At 66.1% G+C, this 25793-nt stretch carries 25 protein-coding genes and 1 tRNA gene; 12 read left to right on the top strand and 14 right to left on the bottom strand.

Annotated elements, in window-relative coordinates:
- Positions 1–8: 8 nt before the first annotated feature.
- Together NKJ34_RS03685 and NKJ34_RS03680 are read right to left on the bottom strand one after the other, a co-directional pair.
- Positions 9–1088: a phytoene/squalene synthase family protein gene (locus NKJ34_RS03685; protein WP_253736902.1), complete on the bottom strand. Its 1080-nt coding sequence runs from the start codon at positions 1086–1088 to the stop codon at positions 9–11.
- 97 nt (positions 1089–1185) lie between these two features.
- On the bottom strand, positions 1186–2016 hold the full coding sequence (locus NKJ34_RS03680) for an RNA ligase family protein (protein WP_253736901.1): 831 nt from the start codon (positions 2014–2016) through the stop codon (positions 1186–1188).
- Between the two features lie 70 nt (positions 2017–2086).
- On the opposite strand from NKJ34_RS03680, the gene NKJ34_RS03675 reads away from it, so the two are divergent.
- The 6 genes from NKJ34_RS03675 to NKJ34_RS03650 all read left to right on the top strand — a co-directional run bounded on the left by NKJ34_RS03675 (position 2087) and on the right by NKJ34_RS03650 (position 8329).
- On the top strand, positions 2087–2995 hold the full coding sequence (locus NKJ34_RS03675; RefSeq protein WP_253736900.1) for a metallophosphoesterase: 909 nt from the start codon (positions 2087–2089) through the stop codon (positions 2993–2995).
- A gap of 74 nt (positions 2996–3069) precedes the next feature.
- A complete protein-coding gene (locus NKJ34_RS03670; protein ID WP_253736899.1) occupies positions 3070–4620 on the top strand; it encodes a globin-coupled sensor protein in 1551 nt (516 codons plus the stop codon).
- Between the two features lie 200 nt (positions 4621–4820).
- Positions 4821–5840, top strand: a complete 1020-nt coding sequence (gene mvk, locus NKJ34_RS03665) for a mevalonate kinase (protein WP_253736898.1) — start codon at positions 4821–4823, stop codon at positions 5838–5840.
- Entirely contained in the window at positions 5837–6595 is a 759-nt protein-coding gene (locus tag NKJ34_RS03660; protein WP_253736897.1) for an isopentenyl phosphate kinase, read from the top strand. The genes mvk and NKJ34_RS03660 overlap by 4 nt, the downstream gene beginning before the upstream one ends.
- Positions 6596–6681: 86 nt before the next feature.
- Positions 6682–7185: a hypothetical protein gene (locus NKJ34_RS03655; RefSeq protein ID WP_253736896.1), complete on the top strand. Its 504-nt coding sequence runs from the start codon at positions 6682–6684 to the stop codon at positions 7183–7185.
- A 64-nt stretch (positions 7186–7249) separates the two neighbouring features.
- A complete protein-coding gene (locus NKJ34_RS03650; RefSeq protein ID WP_253736895.1) occupies positions 7250–8329 on the top strand; it encodes an Mrp/NBP35 family ATP-binding protein in 1080 nt (359 codons plus the stop codon).
- On the opposite strand, the gene NKJ34_RS03645 is transcribed toward NKJ34_RS03650, so the two are convergent.
- From NKJ34_RS03645 to NKJ34_RS03620, 6 genes are all read right to left on the bottom strand, one after another.
- Positions 8324–8397, bottom strand: a tRNA-Thr gene (locus NKJ34_RS03645). The genes NKJ34_RS03650 and NKJ34_RS03645 overlap by 6 nt on opposite strands.
- A 13-nt stretch (positions 8398–8410) precedes the next feature.
- A complete protein-coding gene (locus tag NKJ34_RS03640) occupies positions 8411–8893 on the bottom strand; it encodes a GNAT family N-acetyltransferase (RefSeq protein WP_253736894.1) in 483 nt (160 codons plus the stop codon).
- Complete coding sequence (locus NKJ34_RS03635) at positions 8893–9417, bottom strand: CBS domain-containing protein (RefSeq protein WP_253736893.1); 525 nt, start codon at positions 9415–9417, stop codon at positions 8893–8895. Before NKJ34_RS03635 ends, NKJ34_RS03640 begins: the two co-directional genes overlap by 1 nt.
- A 105-nt stretch (positions 9418–9522) precedes the next feature.
- Positions 9523–9837, bottom strand: a complete 315-nt coding sequence (locus NKJ34_RS03630; RefSeq protein ID WP_253736892.1) for a DUF5785 family protein — start codon at positions 9835–9837, stop codon at positions 9523–9525.
- Positions 9838–9879: 42 nt separating this feature from the next.
- Positions 9880–12393 (bottom strand): efflux RND transporter permease subunit, encoded by a 2514-nt coding sequence (locus NKJ34_RS03625; protein WP_253736891.1) that lies wholly within the window; start codon positions 12391–12393, stop codon positions 9880–9882.
- Between the two features lie 137 nt (positions 12394–12530).
- A complete protein-coding gene (locus tag NKJ34_RS03620; protein ID WP_253736890.1) occupies positions 12531–13040 on the bottom strand; it encodes a YciE/YciF ferroxidase family protein in 510 nt (169 codons plus the stop codon).
- Positions 13041–13218: 178 nt separating this feature from the next.
- Between NKJ34_RS03620 and priS the strand changes: the two genes are divergently transcribed.
- Both priS and NKJ34_RS03610 read left to right on the top strand, forming a co-directional pair.
- Entirely contained in the window at positions 13219–14373 is a 1155-nt protein-coding gene (gene priS / locus NKJ34_RS03615) for a DNA primase small subunit PriS (protein ID WP_253736889.1), read from the top strand.
- Positions 14370–15368 carry a DNA replication complex subunit Gins51 gene (locus NKJ34_RS03610; RefSeq protein WP_253736888.1) on the top strand — a complete coding sequence of 333 codons (999 nt, stop codon included), beginning with the start codon at positions 14370–14372 and terminating at the stop codon, positions 15366–15368. The genes priS and NKJ34_RS03610 overlap by 4 nt, the downstream gene beginning before the upstream one ends.
- 38 nt (positions 15369–15406) lie before the next feature.
- Here NKJ34_RS03610 and NKJ34_RS03605 read toward each other — a convergent pair whose 3' ends face one another.
- The 4 genes from NKJ34_RS03605 to NKJ34_RS03590 all read right to left on the bottom strand — a co-directional run bounded on the left by NKJ34_RS03605 (position 15407) and on the right by NKJ34_RS03590 (position 18888).
- Positions 15407–16285 carry a methyl-accepting chemotaxis protein gene (locus NKJ34_RS03605; RefSeq protein ID WP_253736887.1) on the bottom strand — a complete coding sequence of 293 codons (879 nt, stop codon included), beginning with the start codon at positions 16283–16285 and terminating at the stop codon, positions 15407–15409.
- A gap of 76 nt (positions 16286–16361) precedes the next feature.
- Complete coding sequence (locus tag NKJ34_RS03600) at positions 16362–16793, bottom strand: universal stress protein (RefSeq protein ID WP_253736886.1); 432 nt, start codon at positions 16791–16793, stop codon at positions 16362–16364.
- 72 nt (positions 16794–16865) lie between these two features.
- Positions 16866–17312 (bottom strand): universal stress protein, encoded by a 447-nt coding sequence (locus NKJ34_RS03595; protein WP_253736885.1) that lies wholly within the window; start codon positions 17310–17312, stop codon positions 16866–16868.
- Positions 17313–17391: 79 nt separating this feature from the next.
- Positions 17392–18888, bottom strand: coding sequence for a methyl-accepting chemotaxis protein (locus NKJ34_RS03590; RefSeq protein WP_253736884.1), 1497 nt, complete (start codon positions 18886–18888; stop codon positions 17392–17394).
- 465 nt (positions 18889–19353) lie between these two features.
- Between NKJ34_RS03590 and NKJ34_RS03585 the strand changes: the two genes are divergently transcribed.
- The 3 genes from NKJ34_RS03585 (at position 19354) to NKJ34_RS03575 (ending at position 21578) form a co-directional block, all read left to right on the top strand.
- Entirely contained in the window at positions 19354–20244 is an 891-nt protein-coding gene (locus NKJ34_RS03585; RefSeq protein WP_253736883.1) for a hydroxyacid dehydrogenase, read from the top strand.
- Positions 20241–21026: an HpcH/HpaI aldolase family protein gene (locus NKJ34_RS03580; RefSeq protein ID WP_253736882.1), complete on the top strand. Its 786-nt coding sequence runs from the start codon at positions 20241–20243 to the stop codon at positions 21024–21026. The genes NKJ34_RS03585 and NKJ34_RS03580 overlap by 4 nt, the downstream gene beginning before the upstream one ends.
- 63 nt (positions 21027–21089) lie before the next feature.
- Positions 21090–21578, top strand: a complete 489-nt coding sequence (locus tag NKJ34_RS03575; RefSeq protein WP_253736881.1) for a DUF3592 domain-containing protein — start codon at positions 21090–21092, stop codon at positions 21576–21578.
- Positions 21579–21604: 26 nt separating this feature from the next.
- Here the strand turns inward: NKJ34_RS03575 and NKJ34_RS03570 are convergent, their stop codons facing one another.
- Together NKJ34_RS03570 and thsA are read right to left on the bottom strand one after the other, a co-directional pair.
- Positions 21605–22978, bottom strand: a complete 1374-nt coding sequence (locus NKJ34_RS03570; protein WP_253736880.1) for an FAD-dependent oxidoreductase — start codon at positions 22976–22978, stop codon at positions 21605–21607.
- 241 nt (positions 22979–23219) lie between these two features.
- A complete protein-coding gene (thsA, locus tag NKJ34_RS03565) occupies positions 23220–24788 on the bottom strand; it encodes a thermosome subunit alpha (protein WP_253736879.1) in 1569 nt (522 codons plus the stop codon).
- Between the two features lie 181 nt (positions 24789–24969).
- Here thsA and NKJ34_RS03560 point away from each other — a divergent pair, with 181 nt between their 5' ends.
- On the top strand, positions 24970–25788 hold the full coding sequence (locus NKJ34_RS03560) for an amidohydrolase family protein (RefSeq protein ID WP_253736878.1): 819 nt from the start codon (positions 24970–24972) through the stop codon (positions 25786–25788).
- Positions 25789–25793: the final 5 nt, after the last annotated feature.

Raw genomic sequence — 25793 nt, 5'->3', positions numbered from 1 at the left:
AACGGGAGTTAGTCGGCGTTCTGTGCGACCAGATGGTAGGGCCGCTGGGAGATTGTCTTCCGGAGCTCGCTCAGCGACTCTTTGCCCTCGTTTCGCATCGCGCTCATCACCGCGAAGACCTCCTGTCTGGAGACCTTCACACCGCGTTCGGTCAGCGCGTCTTCAGGGTTGGCAGTGAGCTCTCGGAGGGTACCGACCGCCAGCAGGAAGGGGACACCCCACGCCGCAAGGGTGTTGCCGTGCCGCAGCGGCATCGCCTTGAGATACCCCTCGGCGTCGCCGAGGAACGACTGGGCGTGACTGGCGGTCCGGCTGACGACCTTGGCGGCGTCGTCCCGGTTGTCGGGGTCGACGACAGCCTCCTGATCGATCCCCTCGTCGGCCAGCCACTCGGCGGGCAGGTAGACGTTGTTCTCCTCGGTGTAGTCGTCGTAGACGTCCTTCGAGATATTCACGAGCTGCAACAGCAGCCCGAACTCGACGGCCGTATCGTACAGTCGCTGGCGGCGCTCGGCGGCGAGATCCCCGCGGGTCAGGAGGTTCGTGATGAGGTTGCCCACGGTGCCGGCGGCGTAGTAACAGTACTCTTCGAGTTCGTCGCGAGTGTCGATCCGGAGGCCGCCTTCGGTGGCGTGTCGGTCGACGAACATCGCCATCCCGTCGACCAACTCACGGACCGGCGGAACGATCGCCGCCTGGACGTCGGCGGGCAGTTCTTCGAAGGTCGCCACGACGCGCGGGGCTTCGGCGACCACCGTCCAGTCGGCCGACCGCTCGTCTGCGGGTGGAAGCCACTCGTCGACGGCGGCTCTAAACGCCTCGATGTCGGCCTCGGAGTCGGGATCGAGCGCGGCGTCGTAGCGCCGCAGGAGAGCGGCCTGCGGCTCCGGCGGGATGTGGCCCGCGTCCTCGATAGTGTCGGCAACCCGACAGAGCAGATAGCCCAGACAGATGTGGTCCGCCATCGGCTCCTCCAACACGTCGATAGTCAGCGCGAACGTCCGAGAGACCCCCTGAACCGTCTCGTGGCACCATTCGAGATCGGCTGCGTGGTCCGCACCGGGAGGTCGAGATTCGTGTCCCGTCATTCAAGTATCGGTACATAGGGCATGCGGCATAAAAAGTCTCTTGGGGTGTATCGACGTCCCACGTCGGGTCGGAGCCAACAGAACGCCGCATTACTCATTATTGATCGTTCAGAAACCGCTGGACGCGGCCCGCCAGTTCGGAGCGAACCGCTCCACGGTCGACCCCCGTCTCGAACAGCCGCGGATCGAGTTCGCGGAGCGCCGACTCGAGGATACGCTCCAGAAGGGCGTCGACGGTGACTGACTGGCCCTCGGTGCGCAGGCGCTCCCGAAGCCGGGCCAGTCGCTCGTCGCTGCCATAGCGATCGGCGAGGTCGACCGCGGTCACGTCGTCCGGAGCCGTGGGCTCGTCGTCGACGTCGGGGTTCGGGAGCCGCCCGCGGTGGCCCGACTTGTCGCGGATCACGACGCCCGCGGCCGGGCCGTCGTACCACGCCGACTCCGGAATTTTGTAGCTGGCGGGGTCGAAATCGCGGGCGCGAACCTCCTGTGCGATCGGAGTGACCGCATCGAGGCCGAGCCGGTCGAAGATCCCGTCGACCGCATCGGGTGGGCGGAACCGCTCGGTGTCGGCCGCCCAGATGTCGGTGCCGAGAAACGAGGGCATCCGTTCCCAATCGTAGTCGACCCCGCGGTACTGGGTCGCCTGCCCGAAGAAGGTGATCGCCTCGACGTCGTCGACGGCCGCCCGGAGCGCCTCGCGGTCCAGCGTGTCTTGGACGTGCCGTACCGCGTGGCCGTACTGCGGCGGAAGGTCGTCGGGGGTCTCGTAGACCCGATTGGCGTCGCCGAACTCGATCAGTCCCGACTCCAAGAGCCGAAACCGAAGCGGCGCGCCGGCCACCGCTTCGAGCAGCCACAGGTGACCGGACTCCAGAAGTTCGGTGGGGGCATCGTCGATGTGGGGAACGGATGGAAACGGGTGCATCGTGTGGTTGGACTACCTGACCGGTCGCATCGCGGACCATTATGTGTTGTGCGCGCGTCAGTACACACCAATGTTTCAGCTACCGGATCCACCGCTGGACGACTCGCTTCGGGACGGCGTCGACGCCCTCGCCGATGAGGCTGCCGACCCGCCGACGATCGTCTCGATCAGCGATATCCACGGCTATCTCGAAGCCGCCCGGAGCGCGCTGTTGACCCTCGCCGACCACCCCGAGTTCGCGCCGGTCGTGACCGAGGGCGACGACGGTCGACTCCACTGGGCCGACGAGAACTACGTCCTCGTGTTCAACGGCGACCTCGTCGACCGCGGCCCGGCCAACGAGGGTGTCCTCGCGCTGGTCGCCCGGCTCATAGAGGAGGCCCCGCCTGGCCGCGTGCGACTCACACTCGGCAACCACGAGGCGCTGGCCCTGTCGCCCGACCAGTTCGGCTTCGACGAGTGGTACTCGGGACAGCTCGACGACGACGCCCGGCGGCGGCTCTGCGAGGCGATCGTCGACGGCCACGTCGTCGCTGCCTACGAGGGATACGCGGTCACCTACGCCCACGCCGGAGCCGACGAGCCCTACGACGTCAGTGCGGTCAACGAGTCACTCGTCGCGGCCGCGGCCGACCTGCGGAAGGCGATCGGAACCGATGCCGACGTGGCGACACAGGGCCGGATCGTCACCGACTACCCGCAGGTGCTTGGCGTCGGCCGGAACCACCTCAAAGGGCCCGAGGCAGGGCTGGTGTGGCTTCACTTCGACCATCTCTCGGTCGACGCGCCGCCGCAGGTCGTCGGCCACACCCGCCACGACGAACCGACGACGAAGGGCGGCGTCCACTGTCAGAACGTGCTTCAGGAGACCGTCGACACGCCGGGCGGCGAGGCGGTGTTCGTCGAGACGCCCACAGGGGTTTCGGCACTGGTGCGCCGATCCGACAGCGGTGTCGAGATCCGTGAGCCACCGTTCTGATCGGCGGGAGCCAAATATCAATCCTGAGTTTCCACACTACACATATAAATATCCGTGTCGGGCTCTATCACGATATGACCGATTACGCGGCGGTATTCGGCCAAGGGGGATTCAACGATCAGGTCGACGCCGACTCGCTCGTTCGCGAGATCGGGCTCGACCCCGAAGAGATCGCGTGGCGCAAGGAGTTCGTGAACTTCGACGAGAGCGACGCCGAGCGACTGGCGGCGCTGGCACCGCTGTTCGAGGCCCACACCGAAGAGATCGCCGAGCAGTTCTACGAGAACCTCACCCAGTACGACGAGACGGTCGAGGTCATCAGCCGCTCGGAGAAGAACGTCGAGGCGCTCAAGCAGACCCAGAAGGCCTACTTCGCCACGCTGGCCAGCGGCGAGTACGACCAGCAGTACTTCAAAAACCGCGCCCGCATCGGCAAGCTCCACGACATCATCCAGATGCCGATGAAGCAGTATATCGGCCAGTACGGGGTCTACTACGACCTCATTCTGCCGCTGTTGGCCGACCGAACGACCGAACGCCTCGGCGACCGGCTCCGGGATCGGATCGGTGGGGCCGCCACCGACGGCGGGACCGGCGAGGGGGCGCTGGCGGCCGTCGACGAGATCGTCGCCGAGGAGGTAGAAAAACTCCGGGCCGATATCACGTCGGTGCTCCGGGTTATCAACCTCGATATGCAGGTCGTCGCCGACACCTATCTCCACTCCTACGGCCAGCAACTCGAATCGGAGGTCGAACGCCGCGAGCAGTTGGCCCGCGAGGTCGAAGATGACCTCGAAGCGCCGATGGAAGAGCTCCAGCGCTCCTCCGACGACGTTGCGGACTCCTCACAGGAGATCTCGACGCTGGCCACCGAACAGTCCGATCGCGTGCAGTCGATCGCCGGCGAGGTTTCCAACATGAGCGCGACCGTCGAGGAGATCGCCTCCAGTGCCACCGAGGTCGAACAGAACAGCCAGCGCGCCCAAGAGTTGGCCGAGGACGGCCAGACGGCTGCCGACGACGCGATGGGCGTGATGGACGACGTCGGCGCGGCCGTCGACGAGGTTTCGACCGACGTCGACGAACTCCAGCAGCGGGTCGGCGAGATCAACGCGGTCGTCGAGGTGATCAACGACATCGCCGAGCAGACCAACATCCTCGCGCTCAACGCCTCGATCGAGGCCGCCCGTGCCGGCGAGGCCGGCGAGGGGTTCGCGGTGGTCGCCGACGAGGTGAAATCGCTCGCCAGCGACTCACAGGAGCGCGCCCAAGAGATCGAAGATCTCGTTGCGGCTATCGAAAGCGACACCGAACAGACCGTCGAGAGCCTCGATGCGACGACCGAACAGATCGAACGCGGCGTCGAGCGCGTCGACGAGGCGATGGAGTTGCTCGACGACATCACCGACGCCGTCGAGGAGACGGCCCACGGGATCCGGGAAGTCTCGGATGCGACCGACGAGCAGGCCGCGAGCTCCGAGGAGGTCGCCAGCATGCTCGACCAACTCGTCGCGGAGGCCGAGACCGTCGCCGAGGAGGCCGAGGAGATCGCCGCCGCCAACGAACAGCAGGCCGCGACCATCGACGAGATCTCCCGGGCGGTCACGCGGCTCACCGAACAGTAAAAATCGGTCCGCACGGGGCGGACCACACGTCCATTCCCAATTCCCTCGAGGAGGGCGCGTGCCACACCTCGATCGCGGAGACCATCCGCCGAGCGGCTGGCGTCTCGCGTTCCGAGTTATCTATAGGGACATATAAAAACCCTCGCCATACAACCCTACGACATGAGTCGGAGCCGAATGCGAGCCGCCGCGAGGGGACGATGACGACCGTCAGTGCGCCGGGGAAGGTCTACCTCTTCGGCGAACACGCGGTGGTCTACGGCGAGCCGGCGGTCCCGTGTGCGATCGAAAAGCGGGCGACAGTCACCGCCGAACCGCGCGACGACGACCACGTCCGCGTCGAGGCGGCGGACCTCTCGCTGAACGGGTTCGTCGTCGAGTACGCCGGCTCGACCGACGACCGACCGGACGTCGACGTCCCCCAACCCCTGCTGGACGCCGCGATGGGGTACGTCGACGCCGCCGTCCGGCAGGCACGGGAGGCCGCCGATGCCCCCGAGGCAGGGTTCGATATTACCGTCGAAAGCGAGATCCCCCTCGGCGCGGGGCTGGGCTCGTCGGCGGCCGTCGTCGTCGCCGGCATCGACGCCGCCACCCGCGCGCTGGGCGAACCGCTCGACCGCCGGGAGATCGCCGACCGTGCCTACCGGGCCGAGTACGAAGTCCAGGACGGCCAAGCCTCTCGCGCCGACACCTTCTGTTCGGCGATGGGCGGGGCGGTCCGGGTCGAGGGCGACGACTGTACCACGCTGTCGACGCCGACCCTCCCCTTTGTCGTCGGCTTCGACGGCGGCGCGGGCGACACTGGCAAACTGGTCGCCGACGTCCGTGCGCTCCGGGATCGCTACGACTTCGCGGCCGATACGGTCGGGGCTATCGGCGACATCGTCTCGACGGGCGAGGAGTTGCTCCGCGAGGCCGATCCGAACGCCGCACCGAGCGACGACCTGATCGCCGAGTTGGGCGATCTGATGAACATCAACCACGGACTGCTGTCTGCGCTGGGCGTCTCCTCACGGTCGCTGGATACGATGGTGTGGGCCGCCCGTGAGGCCGGCGCTGAGGGCGCGAAACTGACCGGCGCGGGCGGCGGCGGCTGTATCGTCGCCCTCGACCGCACCGACGAAACCCGGACCAGCCTCCGGTACACGCCGGGCTGTGAGGACAGTTTCCGTGCCGAACTGGCGACCGAGGGCGTCCGTGTCGAGGAGGACGAATGACCGACGATCTCGTGGTCCTCAAACTCGGCGGCAGCGTCATCACCGACAAGGATTCGCCCGAGACGGTCGACGACGCGTCGCTCGATGGCGTCGTCGACGCCGTCGCGGCAGCAGTCGACGCCGACGCCGGGCGGCTCGTCGTCGTCCACGGCGGGGGGAGTTTCGGCCACGTCCACGCCGCCGAACACGGGGTGTCGACGACTGACGGGAGCGACGAGGCTGCGGCGGTGACCGCGATCCACGGCGCGATGAAGCGGCTCAACGCCGAGGTGGTCGACCGCCTCCAAACGCGGGACGTGGCCGCCGTCCCGGTCCATCCACTCTCCGTCGCCGCCCGCGACCACGAGGGAGTGCTCTCGTTGCCGGTCGACGCTACCGCCGGGCTGCTCGCGGAGGGGTTCGTTCCGGTGTTGCATGGCGACGTGATCGCCCACGCGGGCGAAGGGGTGACGGTTCTCAGTGGCGACGAGATCGTCACCAGCCTCGCCGACTCGCTGGAGGCCACTCGTGTCGGACTCTGTTCGACCGTGCCGGGCGTGCTCGACGAAAACGACGCGGTGATCGACGAGATCCGATCCTTCGAGGACGTTGCGTCGGTGCTCGGCGACAGCGAGTCGACCGACGTCAGCGGCGGGATGGCCGGGAAGGTCCGGGAACTCCTCGCGCTCGGCGCGCCGGCCCACATCTTCGGCCCCGACTCGGTTGGCGACTTCTTAAACGGCGAACAGGCCGGGACGGTCGTCGACGGCCGATAACGTCAATAACACTCGCCACCGCCGTCCTACCGATAGTTCTGTCTCCGTCCCATAAGGTATTCACCGACAGATAGTCACGCGTTCCTGTGAACAAGCTTCTCCAGACGATCGGGCTCGTGCTGATCGTTGCCCTTGCGGGCTGTAGCGGACTGCCCGCGGGGGACGGATCGGATGCGGGCAACGGGACGTCGATCGAAAACGACACCGCCGGTGCGACCGAGGTAACTCAATCGCTCGGGATCACGGTCGACGAGACGACTGCCGGAGAGGAACTGAGCGAAATCGGAGCCACCTATCCCAGAGAGCAGTTCGTCGTCAGCGCGGCCCAACACGACGAGATCGAGATCGGCGTCGACTCCGACGGGGACGGAACCGCCGAACACACGTTCAACGAAACCCACATCAGCGGCGTCAACAACAACGCGTACTCCTTCGATATCACTCTTGAGTCGGGGTATACGCTCCAGTCGGGTGACGTCGTCACCGTCGTGTATCCCGCCGTCGACAACCCCGAAGAACCGGGCGAATATACGGTCGAACTGCGAGTGAACGAACGCCAGACCGCCAACGCGACGGCCACGATCGAGTAACCCCGTCGCTCGGTGGACGTACGCGGACCAAATCCTTATTCAGCGGTCGCGCCGAGTGACAGTTATGAACGACGACGCCGTGTTTGAACTGCTGTCGACGGTCGAGGACCCGGATCTCGGCGACGATATCGTCTCGCTGGGACTCGTTAACGCGGTCGACGCCAGCGACGACGAGGTCAACGTCTCGCTGGCCCTCGGTGCCCCCTACGCCCCCCACGAATCGGAGATCGCCAACGACGTGCGGGAGGTCTTCGCGGAAGAGGCCTCCGACGTCGACCTCTCGATCAGCGCCGGCCTCCCCAACTCGCTGGGGTCGGACGACGAGGTGCTGCCCAACGTCCAGAACATCATCGCCGTCGCCTCCGGGAAGGGCGGCGTCGGCAAGTCGACGGTCGCGGTCAACCTCGCCGCCGGCCTCTCCCAACTCGGCGCCCGGGTCGGCCTCTTCGACGCCGATATCTACGGCCCAAACGTCCCCCGGATGGTCAAAAGCGACGAGGGACCCGAGGCCACCGAGGACAAGACGCTCATTCCGCCGGAGCGCTACGGGATGAAACTGATGAGTATGGACTTCCTCGTCGGCGAGGACGACCCCGTGATCTGGCGCGGCCCGATGGTCCACAAGATTCTGACTCAGTTGGTCGACGACGTCGACTGGGGGGAACTCGACTATCTCGTCCTCGATCTGCCGCCGGGAACCGGCGACACCCAACTGACGGTGCTCCAGACGTTGCCCCTCACTGGCGCGGTGATCGTCACCACGCCCCAACAGGTCGCCCTCGACGACGCCGTCAAAGGACTCCGGATGTTCGGCCAGCACGAAACGCCAGTGTTGGGAATCGCCGAAAACATGTCGGCGTTCCGGTGTCCCGACTGCGGCGGCCAACATGACATCTTCGGCAGCGGTGGCGGTGCGGAACTGGCCGACAATGAGGACCTCCCCTTCCTCGGCGCGCTCCCGCTCGATCCAGCCGTGCGAGCCGGCGGCGACGGCGGCGAGCCGGTCATTCTCGACGAGGGTGAGACCGCCGATGCGTTCCGAACACTGACCGCAAACGTCGCCAACAACGTCGGCGTGATTCGGCGTCGACACGTATCGGCGACCCAGCCGAAATCAGCACCGGCGAGAAACGAGGAAAGCTAGGACAGGGATTTGAACCCTGGAAGTCTCGATTACAAGTCGAGTGCATGAACCGCCCATGCTCTCCTAGCGCGCAGCCGTCGATTACCCCTCGTCCTTTGAGTGTGTATCGTTTTCGATCCGTTTTGCGAGTTCGAGCCGATGGGTCCGGTACCCCTGCCGCGAGTAGAACCGCCGGGCGTCGTCGTTGGCCGCCAGCACCTCCAGCGTGACTGTGTCGACGCCCTCGGCGGCCAACTGCTCCTCGGCGGCTGCCAGCAGTTCGCTGCCGATGCCGTCGTCCCTGAACTCCGACCGGACGTAGAGGGTGACAATGATGCCGGTGGTCTCGTCCTGCTGGTAGCGGCCGTCCTCGACGTGGTACATGACGAACCCGCGGATCGCTTCGTCCTCGCGGGCAACCAACAGCCCGCCGGTGACGATGTGGCGGGCGATCGTCTCCGAGACCGCCTGCCGGTTGGCCTCGGTCGACAGCCGGGAGCCGTACTGCTGTTGGTCGGCCGCCAACTCCATCCTACAGTCGACGAGCGGCTCGACGGCTGCGGTCGTCGGCTGTGTGATCTCCATCAGTGGGCCCGACAGTCCGCACAGACGGCCTGCCCGTTGACCGTCGACAGCTCCGGGGCCAGCGAGCCACAGACCTCACAGATGCTCTGGACCGACTCGTCGGCGGGTGCCGGCTCCGGCTCGGCGGTCCGTTCGGTCGAGGCCTCGGCGGCCGGGGCCGGAGCCTCGTCGGCGGGGGTGGTCCCGCTGGCCGCCAACACCTCTCGGTCGGTCACCAGCCCCACCGCCGCCCCCTCGTCGACGACCAGCAGGTGGGAGACCCCCTGTGAGACTAGTTGCTGGGCCGCAACCGACAGCGGCGTCGAGGGGTCGGTGGTCGGCACCGGCGGGGCCATGACCTCGCCGACGGTGGTCGACTCGGGGTCGGCATCGAGCATCGCGGCCATCGCCCCCGCCGGCGAGAGCGTCCCGATCGGCTCCGACCCACGGAGGACGACGACCGCGGTGGCGCCTTCCGCACGCATTAGCTCGGCGGCCTCGGCGAGGCTGTCGGACTCGCTGACGCCGACGAACTCGCGATTCATTAGGTCACGTACAGTGATACCATTGTGCATACGTACGTATTCGGCTCGATCGGCTAAAAGACCCATGCAGAACCATTAATATCGTGCCGGGCTAACCGGTGAGGCTTAGCGCGTGCGGCTGAACGCGTCGGCACCCTCGTAGAACCACAGGTCGTTGTCCCGCATCGCCGTGCCGACCGCCTGATGCATGTCGACGATCGTCTCGAAGCTCGACTGGTCGACGTGATCGAAGATCTCCCGGAGCGGCACGACCGTCTCGTGGTCGATCCGGATCGGGTCGTCGCCGTACTCCTCGACGAACGCTGCTCGCTCCAGCGGGAAGTCGTCGTCTTCGTCGACTTTCTTTGCGATCACGGCGTGCCCGTACTGGCGGCGGCCCTCGCTGCCCTGTTCGCCGTCGGGATCGTGTGGCCAGTCCATACCCTGAGATCCCATCCCAGGATGGTTAGTCTTACGCTCCAGTCAGTCCTCACGCCGTGGGGTGGTCGTCGAGTCGCCGCTTGCATCGCCGTCTGTACCACCGAGTGCGCCGACAACTGGCAGTGTGGCGTCGTCGTCGCCGGCCAGCCGGGCCCAGACGACAAGCACCGACGGCAGGACGAACAGCGAGGCGAGATAGGCGTACAGCACGCTCAGCGAGATCAGCGCGCCGAACGCGCCGAGGGCGGGGTTGAGCGCCAACACGAGGACGCCGATCCCGAAGACGGTCGTCAGCATGCTGCCGGTCAGCGCGCCGCCGGTGCCGATGACGGTCCGCTGGAGGGCCGAATAGAGGTCGCGTTCGGCGTACTCGTCGGCAAAGCGGTGGACGATGTGAACCGAGTAGTCGATCCCGATCCCGACGGCGATCGCCAGAATCGTCCCGTTGATCGCGTTGAAGCTGATGTCGAGTGCGCGCATCGAGGCCACAAGCGCCACCACCGTCACCCCAATCGGCACGATGTTGACCACGCCCAGCGAGGGCGCACCCTCGATGATCCAGTAGGCGACGATCAAGAACAGCGCCGCGCCGACCAGCGTCAACACGAGACTCTGGATGACCGACTCGAAGACCAGCGAGATCGCCTCGTCAAAGATGACGCCGCTGCCGGTCGGCTGGGCTTCCCCTCGAAGGTCGCCGGCGACGGCATAGGCGTCGTCGGTGACTTCCTCGTCGCCGGCGTCGCCGTCGACGGTGTAGATCACCTGCGTGCTCCGCCGGCTTTCGTCGAGGAACCGGCTGGTGTCGATGCCGTCGGCGGATTCGAGTTCGTCGTAGATCAACTCGAGGTTCCGGTCGGGGATCCCGTTGTTGTTGCGGTCGTTCCGCTCGACCAACCGCCGGAACTCGGGGTCGGCTTCCGCCCGCGACTCGATTAGCGTGATGATGCTCTGGGTGTCGGCCTGACGGCCCGTCGACCGGAACGTCGACGGCGGGTCCTCGCCGGCCCGGTGGATCGATTCGAGCGCCGACCCCCGTTCCATCGGCGTCTCGACGTACATCAGGACTTGGCCGTCCTGCTGGAAGTTCTCGTCGAGATAGTCGTTGAGTCGGACGTACTCGAACTCCTCGGGGGGTCGGATCGACTCGGGGAGGTACTGGAGGTACTCGGGGGTTTCGGCGTCGGGGTTGAAGTCGTCGGGGCTGAATCCCGTTCCGACACCGGTCGCATACACCGCCCCGCCGGCGGTGAGCACTAGTGCGACCAGCAGGAACGCTACCGGCGCGCGTTTAGCCACGCCGATCCCGGCCGCCAGCCCACGACCCAGCGCCGAGGCGTCGGAGCCGAACGGAGTCTGGGAGATGGTTGGGATCGGATATTTCTCGCGGGCCCGGTCGACGGTCACCTTCAGGGCGGGGACGAAGATCCCGAAGATGAGGAAGGTAAAGACGATTCCGGCGGCAGCGACGATGCCGAAATCCCGTGTCGGGGGGAAGGCGCTGACGACGTTCGAGAGGAAGCCGATCGCGGAGGTGCCGACGACGATAAAGAAGGCGACACTCACCTGATCGGTCGTCAGCATCATCGACTCGGAGATCCCCTTCCCCGTGACCCGTTCCTCGCGGTACCGGTTGATCGAGTGGATCCCGAAGTCGATCCCGATGGCGATGAGGATCGGCGGCACCGCGATCAACAGCACGGCGAAGGGGATCCCCACCAGTCCGATGAAGCCGAACGTCCAGAGCAGCGTCATCACGATCGCCAGCAGCCCGATGAGGACGTCGACGAGGTCGCGGTAGGCGACCGCGAGGAACAGCATAATCAAGACGAGCGCCGAAGGCAACACCACGCTGGTCGTGATGCCGGTGGTGTCCGGCGGCGTTCCCTGCACCCAGATCGTCGAACTGTCGTCGGCCACCAGTCGCTCGATCCGTTCTTCCTTGTTCGGGGGGTACTCGGATGCGCCGCCCGGACCGGCCGACGACCCCTCACCGGGACCGGCGCGATGGGTGACACTCGCCCGTGTCGACGACGCCGAGGCCGACTGGCGGTTGAAGTCCTCGCTCAACTGGGAGCTAAAGCCGGGATTCCGCTCGGCGGCCGTCCGGACCGCCTTGTCGATCTGGGTCGGCGATGCCCGCTGAACTGCTCGGAGTTGGGCCTCGGGCGTCGACGCGTCGGGATCAAGCGTCGTCGCGACGGTTTCGGCCACCGTCGACGTCCCGGTGACACGCAAGGCCCCGGAATCGGCTATCCGCTGTCTGGTTTCCAGCATGTCGATCAGCGCCCCCTTCGAGAGCACGTTGGTCGACTCCTGTATCAGCGTCGTGCTCGTGGTCTCTTGGGAGAAACTGCTGCCGAAGTCCTCGTTGATGTCCTCGATCGCCTGAAACGAGGGGAGATCCTCGATGAACTGCTGTTGGCCGCTCTCGGTAGAGATCGATCCGAGTCCGCCGATGAACACGACCGTCAGGAGCAGGAACGCGAGAATGACAGTCTTCGACCGGTTGACGATGATCCCGTCGACACGGTCTATCAGCCACTGGTAATCCATCGGCAGTACTGCAGGTCAGTTTTGCGCGCGGAAACAAAAGAATGCCCACATGCATGTAAACGGGCCACGAGTTGAGACACGGCTGTCGGCCGCCAGCAGGCGTCGGCTGCTGGGTGTCGACGGCGTTTCGGGCCGTGTTACCCGGTCAGCCGACCGAACAGCTGTTGGATGGTCGACCCGCTCATCGCGCCTTCGAGTTCCGTGAGCGTGGCCTCCTCTTCGTCGAGGGTCTCGTCGAGCGGTTCGGTGACCTCGTTCGGCAACTCGAGTTCGGTGGCGTGGTTGAGCAGTCCTTCATACACGCTGATCTCCAGTCGCTCGACTTTCACCCCCGCGCCGACGTTGTAAAGGTCGATCAGGTCGTCGTCCGCGGCGGCGTCCTCGAGGAACTCCGAATGGTCCTCGACGAGGCCATCGAGGGCGTGACACTGCCATGCGTCGGGCCGCTCGTCGAGGGCTTCGAAGACGTCTTCAAGCCGTCGAGCCTGCTCGGCGGTCTCCCGCTGGTGGCGCTGGAAGCCGTTGCTGAGTTCTTCGTCGGCAGTGGTCTGATCCATCTCTTCGAGGACGTCGACCAGTTGGGTTTCGATGTAGTACGCCTGCTGGAGCTCGTAAACGAACTTGTCGTGGAGGGTTTCGACGGTCATGGGAACCACAGGTCGACCCTCGGCCATTCGGTCCGTAAGTGTTGAGTCGGGTTGGTCGGCACGCTGTTTTCGGCTACGGACCGGTAGTCACCAGCCGGTTGCCACGACCAAGCCGGCTGGTTCTGCCTGCCGATCGAACGGCAACGACTTAAGTAGCCTCCCCATAACGAAAAGTCGAATGGACGACGCCACCCGGGAGTACCTCCGCGAGCGGTTCGGCGACTACTACCGCCAGTCGACGGTCGCCCTCCCGCCGGCGGCCAACGAACGCGAGTGGGGCCACATCCCGTGGACGCCCGGCACGGGGACGACGATGGTTCGCCACCAGTCCCAGCTCGATCTCGGCGACGTCGACGACTTTCTGGCCCGCGAGTCACCGCGGCACGTCTACTTTTCGGCCGCCCGCTACACCGACCCCTCGGCGAGCACGATGTCCCAGAAGGGATGGCGAGGGGCGGATCTCGTCTTCGATCTCGACGCCGACCACCTGCCGAGCGTCGACCCCAGCGAGGCCACCTACGCGGAGATGCTGGCCGCCTGCAAGGACGCCCTCCACCGATTGTTAGCGTTCGTCGAGGCGGATTTCGGCTTCGACGACGTCAGCGTCGTCTTCTCGGGCGGCCGAGGGTATCACGTCCACGTGCGAGACCCGGAGATACAGGACCTCGATAGCGACGCTCGCCGGGAGATCGTCGACTACGTGCTGGCCGAAAACCTCGACACCGACGGGCTGATCCGGACGGTCTCGGCCGGCGGGACGACCCGGCGCGTGCTCCGCACCGAGGGTGGCTGGGGCCGGCGGGTCCACGCGGCGCTGGTGGCGTTCGTCGACGACCTCGACGGCCTCGACGAGTCGGCAGCCCTCGAACGGCTGACCGCGATCGACGGCATCGGCGAAGGCCGCGCCGAGACGATCCTCGGGGCCGTCTCGGCGAACCGCGAGGCGATCGCAGCCGGCAACATGGAGGCCGGCGGGCCGGGGATCCGGCTGTTGGCCGATAGTCTCGCCCAGCGAGTCGCCGACGCCGAATCCGCCCCGATCGACGAGCCGGTGACCACCGACACCCACCGACTCATTCGCCTCCCGAAGTCGCTCCACGGCGGCAGCGGGCTCGTCGTTACGCCGATCGACCGCGAGGCGCTCGACGCCTTCGACCCGCTGGTCGACGCGGTCCCCGAGCCGTTTCGCGGGGGCTCGGTCGAGATCGACATCGACGAGCCACGGCGGGTCGAACTCGACGGCGACATAACTAAGTTGGAGCCGGGTACACACACAGTAGCAGAACACGTCGGCGTCTTCCTCATGGCGCGCGGCGAGGCCGAAAAAGTATGAAACTCGACGAGCTTCGGACAGTCCAATCGAAGGAACGCCGCAAGGACAGCCTCCAGCAGCTGCGCGATTCCTTCTACGAAGACGTCGCGGCCTATCTTCAGGACCTCAAAGCCAGCCGGGATCGCCGCGCCCAGCAGGTCGACGATCCCTTCTCGGACGACGAAGTCCGGCAGCTCTCCGACGAACTCGACACCGCCACGGAGGTCGCCGAGGCGGTCTACGAGCGCCGGGTCGGCAAGGTGGTCAAACTCGCCTCCTTCGCGGCTGCCGACATGCCGGTCGACGACGAGGGGATGACCTCCGAGGAGCGACGACTGTTCGACGATCTGGTCGACCGGATCGAGCGGAACAAACGGAGCGTCCTCGACGTGTTGTCGGGCGAATCCGACCCGAGTACCACCGACCCCGAGCCGGCGGGGGAGCCGGCCGCGCCACCGTCACCGACCGAGCGGGTCGACGAGTCGGAGCCGGCCGACGGCGCGGCCGACGGGGTGCTCGCCGACGCGATGGGCGGCGGCTCGGAGCCGGCGGCCGACCGCGAGGAGCAGCCCGCCCCGACCGACGCCGGGACGGTCGACGATCCGGCGGCTCCGACCGACACGACGCCGGCCGACGCCGCGCCCGAGGCGTCGACCGAAGCGCCGACCGACCGTACGCCGAACGAGATCCCACCACCCGAAGCCGAACCGGAGCCCGAGGCGGTGATCGAACCCTCGACCGACGGCGGAACGACCACCGAAGTCCCGGCGGACGCGCCGTCGACCGAGCAGCCAGCCACGACAGCAACCGCTGGAGGGGCTGCCGAAGCCAACGGTGATTCGGCGGCCGACACCGACGACGAGGATCGCACGACTCTCAGAATCACGAAGAACGTCGGCGAGATCTTCGGCGTCGACGGCCGGGAGTACACCCTCCGGTCGGAGGACGTCGTCACGCTGCCGACAGCCAACGCCGACCCACTTGTCGACCGGGATGCGGCGATGCGGCTCGATTGAGCCGCGAAGCGCCGGATCGTTCGGTTCGCTCGATCGGTCTACTCTTCGACCTCGCGCCGGAGCTGTGCGATCGTCTCCTGATGATCGGTCGCGGCCGACTGGGTGTTTTCGATGGCGTTGATGACGTCGGCGAGCCCCTCGACGGTCTCGTCGACGAGCGTGGCGACCTCCTGTGTACTGTCGGCCTGATCGTCGGTCGCCTGTGCGACCTGATCGAGGCTGTCGGAGACCCCCTCGATCTGCTCGGCGATGGTCGAAAGCGAGTTCGCCGCGTTCTCGATGTCGGTGATGCCGGTGTCGATGCGGTCGTTCATCGTATCGAGGCTCTCGACGGTGTTTTCGGTCGACCGCTGGATCGCGGTGATCATCTCCTCGATCGTCTCGGCGTTCTCCTGTGACTCGCCGGCCAACGTTTTCACCTCGTCGGCGACCACCGCGAAGCCGTCGCCGCTCTCGCCGGCGCGGGCGGCCTCGATCGAGGCGTTGAGCGCCAAGAGGTTGGTCTGCTCGGCGATCCCGTTGATCACCTCGACGATCTCGTCGATCTCGGTGGCCTTCCGTTTGAGGTTCGTCACCTCCTCGGAGACCGTCTGGGAGGCCTCGGCGACGTCGTTGACCGCCTCGACGGCTTGCGCAGTCGACTGCGCGCCGTCCTGAGCCAGCGTCGTCGCCTGCTCGGCCTGCTCGTCGACCTGATCGACCGTGGCGGCGATCTGCTCGATCGTCGCCGTGAGGTTCGACACCTCGTCGGTGATCCGCTCCAGTTTGGGCTCGTACCCCTGAATGACCTCGCTGTTAGCCTCGATCATCTCGCCGACGGTCTGGCCGCTCTGTTCGAGTTCCGCGACCAGATCCCGTATCTCGACGAGGGACTGTTTGTCGACTTCGACCGTCTCGCTCCCGTCGGTAGTTGACATTGTACAATCTTCGTGAATATCATGTAAAAACCTTATTTATCACGGGAGGGTGCCGGCGTCGACCGGGGTGGGGGGATTACTTGATTACCGTCACGGGGACGGTCGACTTATCGAGGACGCTTTTGGCGACGCTGCCGACCCGGTCGCTGGAGGCCTCCGAGTCGCCGTGGTGGCCGACGTAGATCGCGTCGAACCCGTTTTCGGCGGCGTGGGCGGTGATCCGGTCGGCCGGCTGGCCGGCCAGCAACTCCGTCGACGTCTCGATGGTCGCTTCGCGTTTCTCGGCGGCGGTCGCCGCCAGCCGTTCGGCCTCCGAGAGCGTTCGGCGTCCGTACTCGAGAGACGCCTCACTGCCGGGGATGACGAGGCTCCCGTCGACCAGTTTTGGTTCGGGCGTCAACACGTGGATGATCTTCAGGGGGGCGTCCCACGCGGTCGCCTCGATGGCGGCGTGTTCGATCGCCCTGTCGCTGACTGCCGAGCCGTCGGTGGCCACGAGATACTGCATGTTCGGAAGGTAGGCAGTGGCTACTAAATCAGTCGACCGGTTCTCACGCAGTGACAACGGGCTCGCTGTGGGTTACTCGGTGTGGCGAACGATGTGGACGTCGTACTGGGGGTCCTTCGACAGCGGGCTGCCGACGCTCGTGACCGGCGTCGAGATCCGGCCGGCGTTTTCGGTCCCGATGAAGATCACCGACACGTCGAGTTCGGCGGCGACCTGCCGGATCGTCCGCGTGATGTCGTCGGTCGCCGTCGCGGTCAGGACGTCGCTGCTGTCGGGGGTCTCACACCGGTAGGTCGCGTCGACGAGTTCGTCGACCCGGTGTTCGAACCGCTCGCAGAGCGTTTCTGGCTCGTAGGAGTCGGGGGAGTCGACCCAGCCGCGCTCGACGGCGAACGCCGGGTCATCGGGAAACACCGTCAGTGCGACGACCGATTCGTCGCGGCTGTCGGCGAACGTTTCGGCACGCTGGAGTGCGGTTTCGGCCAGTTCCGAGCCGTCGAACGGCGCGAGTACAGTCATATATCCGGCTTCGGCAGGGGCTGATTTATAATCACCGTCGACTCCCAGAAATCGGCACGCGCTGTGCCGGCCGAACACGCTACAGGTGGCAGATGGTGTCGGCCGCGCCGACGTAGAACGACTGGAGCTGGTTGGGTACCGCCGATTCGTCGACCACGTTCACCACCAGATCGTCGTCGCTCAACGTCTCGCCGTCGTTGTCGTAGGTGTTCTCCCGAACCGCCGCCTCGCCCATCAGATCGAGTTCGCCTGCGATGTTACCGATCACCACACAGGGCCGGTCCCGCTTGGCGTCGACCTGACTGTTGGCCCGCGAGAGACCGTGTTCGGTGACGTCGATCACGTTCTCCTCGGGCCGCCACGAACCGAAGAGATCGAGGACGAACAGTCGGTTGCTCGCCAGCGCGTCGTCGAGGGTGACCCCGGCCTCCCGTTTGAGGACCGAGGCGAGCGTCGACCGGTCCATCGAGGCGGTCGGCGACAGCGAGACCGCCCAGCCGGCGTCGACGGCTGCCGCAGCAAAGCCGGCGACCGCCTCGTCGACGGCGCGGTCGGTCGTCGAGCCGTCGGTGTCGGCGAGGATCACGTCCCGCGAGCCCGCCGGAAGCCCGCCGTCGCGGTCGAAGTCGTCGAGCCCGGTCGGCACCCTGTCGGCCGCCCGGAGCCGGCGGTCGCGGTGTTGGCGCGCGGTCGACAGTGCGTCGTCGATCTCGCCGAGGAGGGCCGTCGTCTGGGCCCGCTCGTCGTGGATCTCGGAGACCGAACTTTCGATCTCCCGTGCTGCATCGGCGGTGTTCCGGGTGACGTTCGCCACCCGCGTGCTGGCCTCCGCGCCTTCCGAGACTGCCTCCGAGACCTCCTCGACGCCGGCGGCCGCCGACGCCATCTCGTCGTCGACGATATCCAACTGTGATTCGGCGGTGTCGACTTCGTCGGCCCCGGCTTCGACGGCGTCGACCGCCTCGTCGAGCGCGCCGGTCAACTCGTCGGTCACCGACTGGATCTCGTCGACGGCGGTCTCGATCTCCTCGGTGCGGGACTGGGACTCTTCGGCGAGGCTCTTGACCTCCTCGGCGACCACCGCGAACCCGTCGCCCTCCTCGCCGGCGCGGGCGGCCTCGATCGAGGCGTTCAGCGCCAAGAGGTTGGTCTGCTGGGCGATGTCGTCGATCACGTCGACCACCTCGTTGATGCGGTCGATCTCGGCTTCGAGCGTCTCGACCCGGGCGGCGACCTGTTGGGTGGCCGTCGAGGCCGCCTCCATCGCCTCGGTCGCCTCACCGGTGGCTTCTCGACCGTCGGATGCGGCCGTTGCCGCCCGCTCGGTCGTCTCGCTGACCTCGTCGGCACTGGCGGCGACCTCCTCGATGGTGGCGCTGAGGTCGGTCACGTCCTCGGCAACTGACTCCATGTCCTCGACCTGCGCGCTGGCGGCCTCGCGGATCAGATCGAGCCGCTCGTCGACCGACTCCGAGGTGGCGTGAACCACACCCACCGCCCCCTGTGCATTGGCTATCAGTCCGTCTTCGATACCCGCCTGCTCGCTCTGCCCGACGTTCGATTGTTCCGTCGACATTCGTTGTCTCGTGAAGGATTGACAAGCAGTAAAAGTCTTTATCTAAAATAAAAATAATTAGAAATAGCGTGCGAATTTGCACTACAAATTTTGCGAATTGTAGGTTATACTGTGATGGTGCAATACTTGCGACGGATATTCCTGTTCGTTCGGTTTTTTTCTGCTGTCGACGGGTATTGTCAACGGCGACGCCTCGGGCTTCGTGTTTACACCCGAACCTGCTCCCCGCGACGTTCGACCGCCGACCCCACGCCGACGCGCTCGTCGAGCGAGTAGCCCGATCTGATATATCGAAACAGGCGAAATTCACAGATAGAAGGACTGAAACCCCCGGTTTCGGGTCGTATACTTTTCACTGATCGTCACAAATAGAGTCCTATGTCAGCCCCGTGGCAGATACTGCTCCCTCCACAGATCGACCCTGCGGGACCCGAATCGATAACCGACTTTGCCGAGTGTACCGGTATGGACGCCTACGAGAGCGTCGCCGCCGCTCTCGACGATATCGCCCGCTACGACGCGGCGATCGTCAGGGTCGCCGCCCTCGACCGCGAGGTGATCGAGCGCGCGGACAACCTGAAAGTGATCGCCAAACACGGCAGCGGCCTCGACAACGTCGACATCGAGGCGGCCTCCGAGAACGGTATCGTCGTCTGCAACACCCCCGGCGTCAACTCGCGGTCGGTCGCCGAACACGCTATCGCCCTCCAGTTCGCGGTCCGGCGGAACCTCGCGGCGGCCGACCGCCATGTTCGGGCCGGCGGCTGGGATCGCTCCGAGTTCGTCGGCTACGAACTGCAGGGCAATACGCTCGGATTGATGGGGTTCGGCTCCATCGCTCACGAGACGGCAACGATCGCTCAGGGCATCGGTCTCGATCTCGCCATCTACGATCCACACTCCCCCGAGGCAGACCTCCCGACGGGCGCCGAGCGCGTCCACGAACTCACCGACCTGTTTGCGGTCTCCGACGCCGTCAGCCTCCACGTCCCGCTGGTCGACGGGACGTACCACGCCGTCTCGACCGAACAGTTCGAGGCGCTGGGCGAACACGGTATCCTGATCAACACCTCTCGTGGCGGGGTCGTCGACAAGGACGCCCTGCTTGAGGCGCTCGACACCGACACCATCGCCGGGGCCGGAATCGACAACTTCGAGGACGAGCCACCCGGCGCGAACCATCCGATCTACGAGCACAGCGAGGTCATTATGACGCCCCACATCGCTGGCGTCACCTACGACGCCCTCGAACGCATGAGCCGCGGTGCGGCAGCCAACGTGCGGGCCGTCTACGAGGGCGAGTTGCCGGCGTCGACGGTCAACCACGACGGGCTGGGCCGGGAGGCGAGCCGATGAGGGTCGAAAACGGCCTCCGGCAGGCGCTGGAAGCCGGCGAGACCCTCTTCGGGGCGGCGTGTGCGACGTTCTCGCCGACGGTGATCGAGACCCTCGGCGCGGTCGGCTTCGATTTCGTCTGGCTGGATTTCGAACACGGCGGGCCGAGCCCCTACGATAGCACCGTCTTCGAGGAGTTGACGCGGGCCGCCGAGACCGGCGGGATCGAACTGCTCGTTCGGATCCCGAAACCCGAGCCCGCACTCGTCAGGAAGGTCCTCGACGCCGGGGTGCGGACGATCCTCATCCCTCGTATCGAAACGGCCGCCCAACTCCGCCCGGCGGTCGCGGCCGCCCACTTCGCCTACGACGGCGGCGTCGGCGACCGCGGCGTCGGCGTCGGTCGCACCAGCGAGTGGGCGGGCTACGTCGACAGCCACATCGGCGGCGAGGACAGCCACGTCCTCGTCGGGACGATGATCGAAAACACGCAGGCGGTCGACAACATCGAGGAGATCTGTTCGGTCCCACAGCTCGGGTTCGCCTTCATCGGTCCCGCAGACCTCTCGATGTCGATGTCGGACGGCGAGCCGCTCGGCAAGCATCCCGAGCAACTGCAGACCGCCATCGACCGCACTCGGGAGGCCTGTCTGGAAGCGGACGTCCCGGTCGGCCGGATCCACAACGACCCGGCCGACGCCCGGCAGGCAGTCGACGACGGGGTCCAACTCCTCCGGCTCGGCGGCGACACCGGAGCGATCCGGTCGGTGCTCGGCGACCGGCTCGCGGCGGTCGACCAGTAACGGACGGGCCGCCGACCCGGCCCAGTGGCGTAGCTATTTGCCCGTGGGTCGACACCGTACTGTATGGTCGGCGTCTCCGAAACAACCGTTCTCGGTGTCGTGAGCGGGGTTCTCGCACTCGCCGGGATCGCACTGCTGTGGGATGGAGCCCGTCAGTACCGCCACCAGCGCGGAGCGGTCCGCCGGGCCCAGACCGCCAGCGGCACCATCGAGTCGACGGGCGTCGACCGGATCGAAGACGGTAGCCAAGTCGTCTACGTCCCACGGGTCGAATACGAGTATCTGACACCGACCCGACGGCGGCACGGCGACCGGCTTTACCCCGGTGCGAGCCGGTACACCAAGCTGTTCCACAGCGAGTCGGCCGTCGAAGCCGCGCTCGCAGGCTACGAGCCCGGCGCGTCGACGACGGTCTACTACGACCCCGAGGCCCCCGACCACGCGTTTCTGGAGCCATCGCCCCACCGCGGGCCGACCCTCGCGCGGATGGGCTTCGGGGCCGGACTCGTCGGTCTCGCGGTCGTCCTGCCGGTCGTTGTCGGCAGTATATAACAGAAAGCGGTGCCGTGGTCGACGACTCAGTCGTCGGCCGGGGCCGGCTCGGCTTCGGCCTCGCGTGGGAAGTTGTCGATGGTCGCCCGGCGGAACCCTTCCTCGTCGAACTCGTAGTCGTCGTCGAGGAACTCGATGACCTGCTGGGTGTCCCGCATCGCGTTCTTCAGGCAGGTCGACGCACCGGGCGAGGGGGTGATGTTGAAGATGATGTCGTCGCCGGTAATCTTCGCTTCACCCATATCGAGTGATTTGGCCGCGGTGTCGACGATCTGTGGGCGGATCCCGCCGAACCCCTTCGCGCGGGAGATGTCGCCTTCCTCGACCGTCGGGACGACCTTCTGGACGTGCGGCAGGAACGTCTTCCGGCCGACGACGGGGATGTCGTACAGGAGGTTCTCGATGACGAAGGGGAAAAGGATCCGGTCGGCCAGGATGTTGGCGTAGCTCAGGAACGAATCGAGATTCATCCCGAAGACGTCGAAGAAGTCCGCCACCGACGACAGCTCGCCGCGTTCGAGTCCGGGGACGACCTTCGCCGTCGGGCCGAATCGGGTCAGGTTCCCGTCGTGGACCTCGGCGTCGCCGTGCACGGCGGCAAACGGCAATTTCTTCATCTGCAGGGTGTAGACCTTGCCGTTGAGCAGCCCCTCGTCGGCGAGGAAGAAGCTGCCGGCGACCGGTAGCAAGGACAGATCCTCGCCGTACCCCATCCGTTTGGCGATCTGGAGGCTGTGGGAGCCCGCGGCGACGACCGTGGTGTCGGCGGCAAACCAGCCGGCCTCGTCGGTCTCGACGAGGTACTCGTCGTCGGTCTCGTTGACCCGCTCGACTTTCGTCCCGCGGAAGACGTCGACCCCCTCGTGTTCCTCGACCTGCTCGACGAACGCCTTGGCGAGTTCGCCGTAGTCGACAGTGTAGCCGTCGGGCGTCTGGAGGGCCAGTAGCTCCTTGGACGGATCGCGACCCTCGACGACCTTGGGCTCGATGTCGGCGATCTCATCGCGGCCGATGGCCTCCAGTTTGGGGAACAGGTCGCCGAACCCTTCGTCGTGGTAGCGGGCTTCGAGCTTGTCGACCTCGTCGTCGCCGACCGCCAGTACCATCTTGCTCCGCTTTGCGTGCATCTCTCGGTCGGGGTCCTTGGCTTCGAGATAGCCCGCGACCATCTCCGCGCCCTCCTTGACCTTCTCGGCCTTCTCGAGGGTGTAGTTGGTCTCGATATCCCCGAAGTGGAGCGTCTGTGAGTTGTTCGTGTGATGGGAGTTGATCGCCGCGATTTCGTCTTCCTTCTCGATCAACGCCACCCGTTCGATATCGGTGAACGTCGCAACCGTATACAAGAGCGATGCGCCGCTTATCCCGCCGCCAACGATAACTAGGTCGTATTCTTTCGGCATGTGTGGTGTCTCCCTCGGGATCAGTAACTGTCTTCGTGAAGATATTGCAGTCGACCTACAAAGGAGCTACTATCTCGACTGACGCGCGCCACCACACCACAAACTCCAGTTCGATATAAGTAGTCGCCGACTACTCATACACCCTCCCGTGAGCCGGATGGCGGTTTAGCTCTCGGTCGACGGAGTGTTGGCTAGCGAGGTTTGCGTCGTCAAAAAAGTCCAGTTGGGACCGCGGGGTCGGCTACTCGGAGGTGATGACGTCGTCGATGCGGAGGATCATCGTCGCGGCCTCGGTGGCCGACTCGATGGCCTCGTGTTTGACCGCCGCGGGGTCGAGGATGCCCGCCTCGACGGGGTCGCCGACCTCGCCGCTGCGGCCGGTCGAGACGATGCCGGCGATGCCGTCCGAATCGTGGCGACCACGGAGGTCGACCAGTGCGTCGATGGCGTCCATCCCGGTGTTCTCCGCGAGCGTCCGTGGAAGGGCGTCGACCGCGTCGGCGAAGGCGTCGATGGCGAGCTGTTTGCGCCCCTCGACACCCGCAGCGTGGCTCCGGATGTGGTCGGCGATGGCGATCTCGCTCGCGCCCGCGCCGCCGACGACGCCGCCGGCGTCGAGGGCGGCGATGGTGACGTCGATGGCGTCGTTGAGCGCGCGCTCGATCTCGTCGATCACGTGGTCGGTGCTGCCGCGGACGAACAGCGTGACGTAGTCGGTCTCGCTGCCGCCGTCGACGAAGGCGACCTCCTCGTCGCCGTACTGCTCGATCGACACCGAGGCGACCGTCCCGAGGTCGTCGGCCTCGATGTCCTCGAGGGTGCCGAGGTGTTTCGCGCCGGTGGCTTTCGCCAGCGCCTTCGACTTCTTCGAGGAGACGTTCTCGAAGGCCAGTATGCCGGCGTCGGCAAGGTAGCCGGCGACACGGTCGTCGATATCCTTCGTGTTGAAGACGACGTCGACGCCGGCTTCCTTCAGCGTCTCGGCGTACCCGCGAAGCTCGCGGTCCTCGGCGGCGATGGCGTCGTCGAGCTGGTCGACGTTGGTGATCGAGTACTCGGCGTCGGCCTCGCCGGTCCGGACTTCGAGGGCGGTTTCGAGGATGACCGCGCTGGCGTCGGCGAGCTGTCGCGGCATGTTGGCGTTGGCGGGCTCCTCGCTGAGCACGACGCCGTCGACCAGTTCGGTCGCGCTGGTGGCCGCGCCGGTCTGGGTGTGGATCCGGACGTCCTCGCGGTCGACTCGATCGTCGCCGGCGACCTGTCGGACCGCCCCGACGACCCGCTCGGCGAGCACTTCGGCGGTGACGTCGCCGGTCCCCTTGCCGGTCATGCTTGATTCGGCGACCGCTTCGAGGATGTCGTCGTCGAGGTCGATATCGAGGACCTGCTCGTCGATCGCCTCGCCGGCGAGTCGGGCGGCCTCGTGGTAGCCTTCGACGATGGCCGTCGGGTGGAGATCCGACTCCAGCAGCTCCTCGGCCTCCGAGAGCAGTTCGCCGGCCAAGACCGCGGCGGTCGTCGTCCCGTCGCCGACCTCGACCTCCTGGGTCTCGGCGACCTCGACGATCATCTGGGCGGCGGGGTGTTCGATATCCATCTCGTTGAGAATGGTCGCCCCGTCGTTGGTGATCGTCACGTCACCCGAAGAGGTGACGAGCATCTTGTCCATCCCTTTCGGGCCCAGTGTCGTCCGTACCGAGTTGGCGACTGCCTTTCCGGCCCGGATGTTCGAGTCCTGGGCGTCCTGTCCTTTCGTCCGTTCGTTGTCTTCCGAGAGGATGAACAGCGGCTGCTGTTGTCGTGCTGCCATAGATGAGTAACCTCAGTACCAGATGGTTTGCAGTTCTATATAAATTTTGCTATCGCTACCGGAACAAACCACCCGAAAGAGCCGCCGTCGACCGGCCGTCTGTGGCTGTATCGGCCAGCGTGTTGATCGATCAATCCAACAGGATGAAACAACTATATGCCGCGCGTCTGACGGTCGACCAATGCTGGAGCTCGAACACGGGTTTCGCGTGGTCGACGCACACGCCCACCTCGACCACGACGAGCGGGCAGTGACGACCTACGGGCGGGATACCGGCCCCGACGAGTTGGAGCGGGAGTGCCATCAGGCAGGCATCGTCCGGGCGGCAGTCTCGCCTTCGCCCCGGCCCCGCGAGGAGGGGTACCTCCGGGCTAACAACGCCATCGCCCGACTCAGCGTCGACCGGCCGTTCCTCGCCTTTGCCCGGCTCAACGGCGCGCTCGACCCCACAGGGGGACCGATGGCGGCGGTCCGCAACTGGCGGCCCAACCGCGAGAACTACCACATCCGACCGGGCGACGTCGAGCAGTACGCCTACGACGACCGGTTTCACGGCTTCGTCCTCGACCCCGCCGTCGACGGGCTCCCCGACGAAGAAGTGGTCGCCGAGCTGGCCGCCGTCGACCTGCCGGTGGTCGTCTACTGCCGGCCGGGGTTTCCGCCGCGGGCCGCCGAGGGAGAGCTCATCGGTGAGGGGTTTCCCGTGATTTTGGCGGGGTTCGGCGGCTACCCCCACGATCACGACCGGATGACCCAGTCGCTCGATCTGCTCGACGCCTACGACCGGCTGTATCTGGACACGTGGGCGGTTCGCTCGCGGGAACTGCTCGAACGCGGCCTCTTGGAGTACCCCGACCGGATCCTCTTCGGCAGCGGCACGCCCGAGATCCATCCCAACGTGGCGCTCATGGAGATTCTCACCCTCGACGTCTCCGAGGACGCGATGCAACGGGTGTTCAACAAGAATCCGGTCCGGCTGATTCCGGGGTTCGCTCCGTAGTAGGC

Origin of the sequence: Halohasta salina (assembly GCF_024178165.1) — an archaeon.
GTDB lineage: Archaea > Halobacteriota > Halobacteria > Halobacteriales > Haloferacaceae > Halohasta > Halohasta salina.
This window is presented reverse-complemented; position numbering and strand designations above follow the sequence as displayed.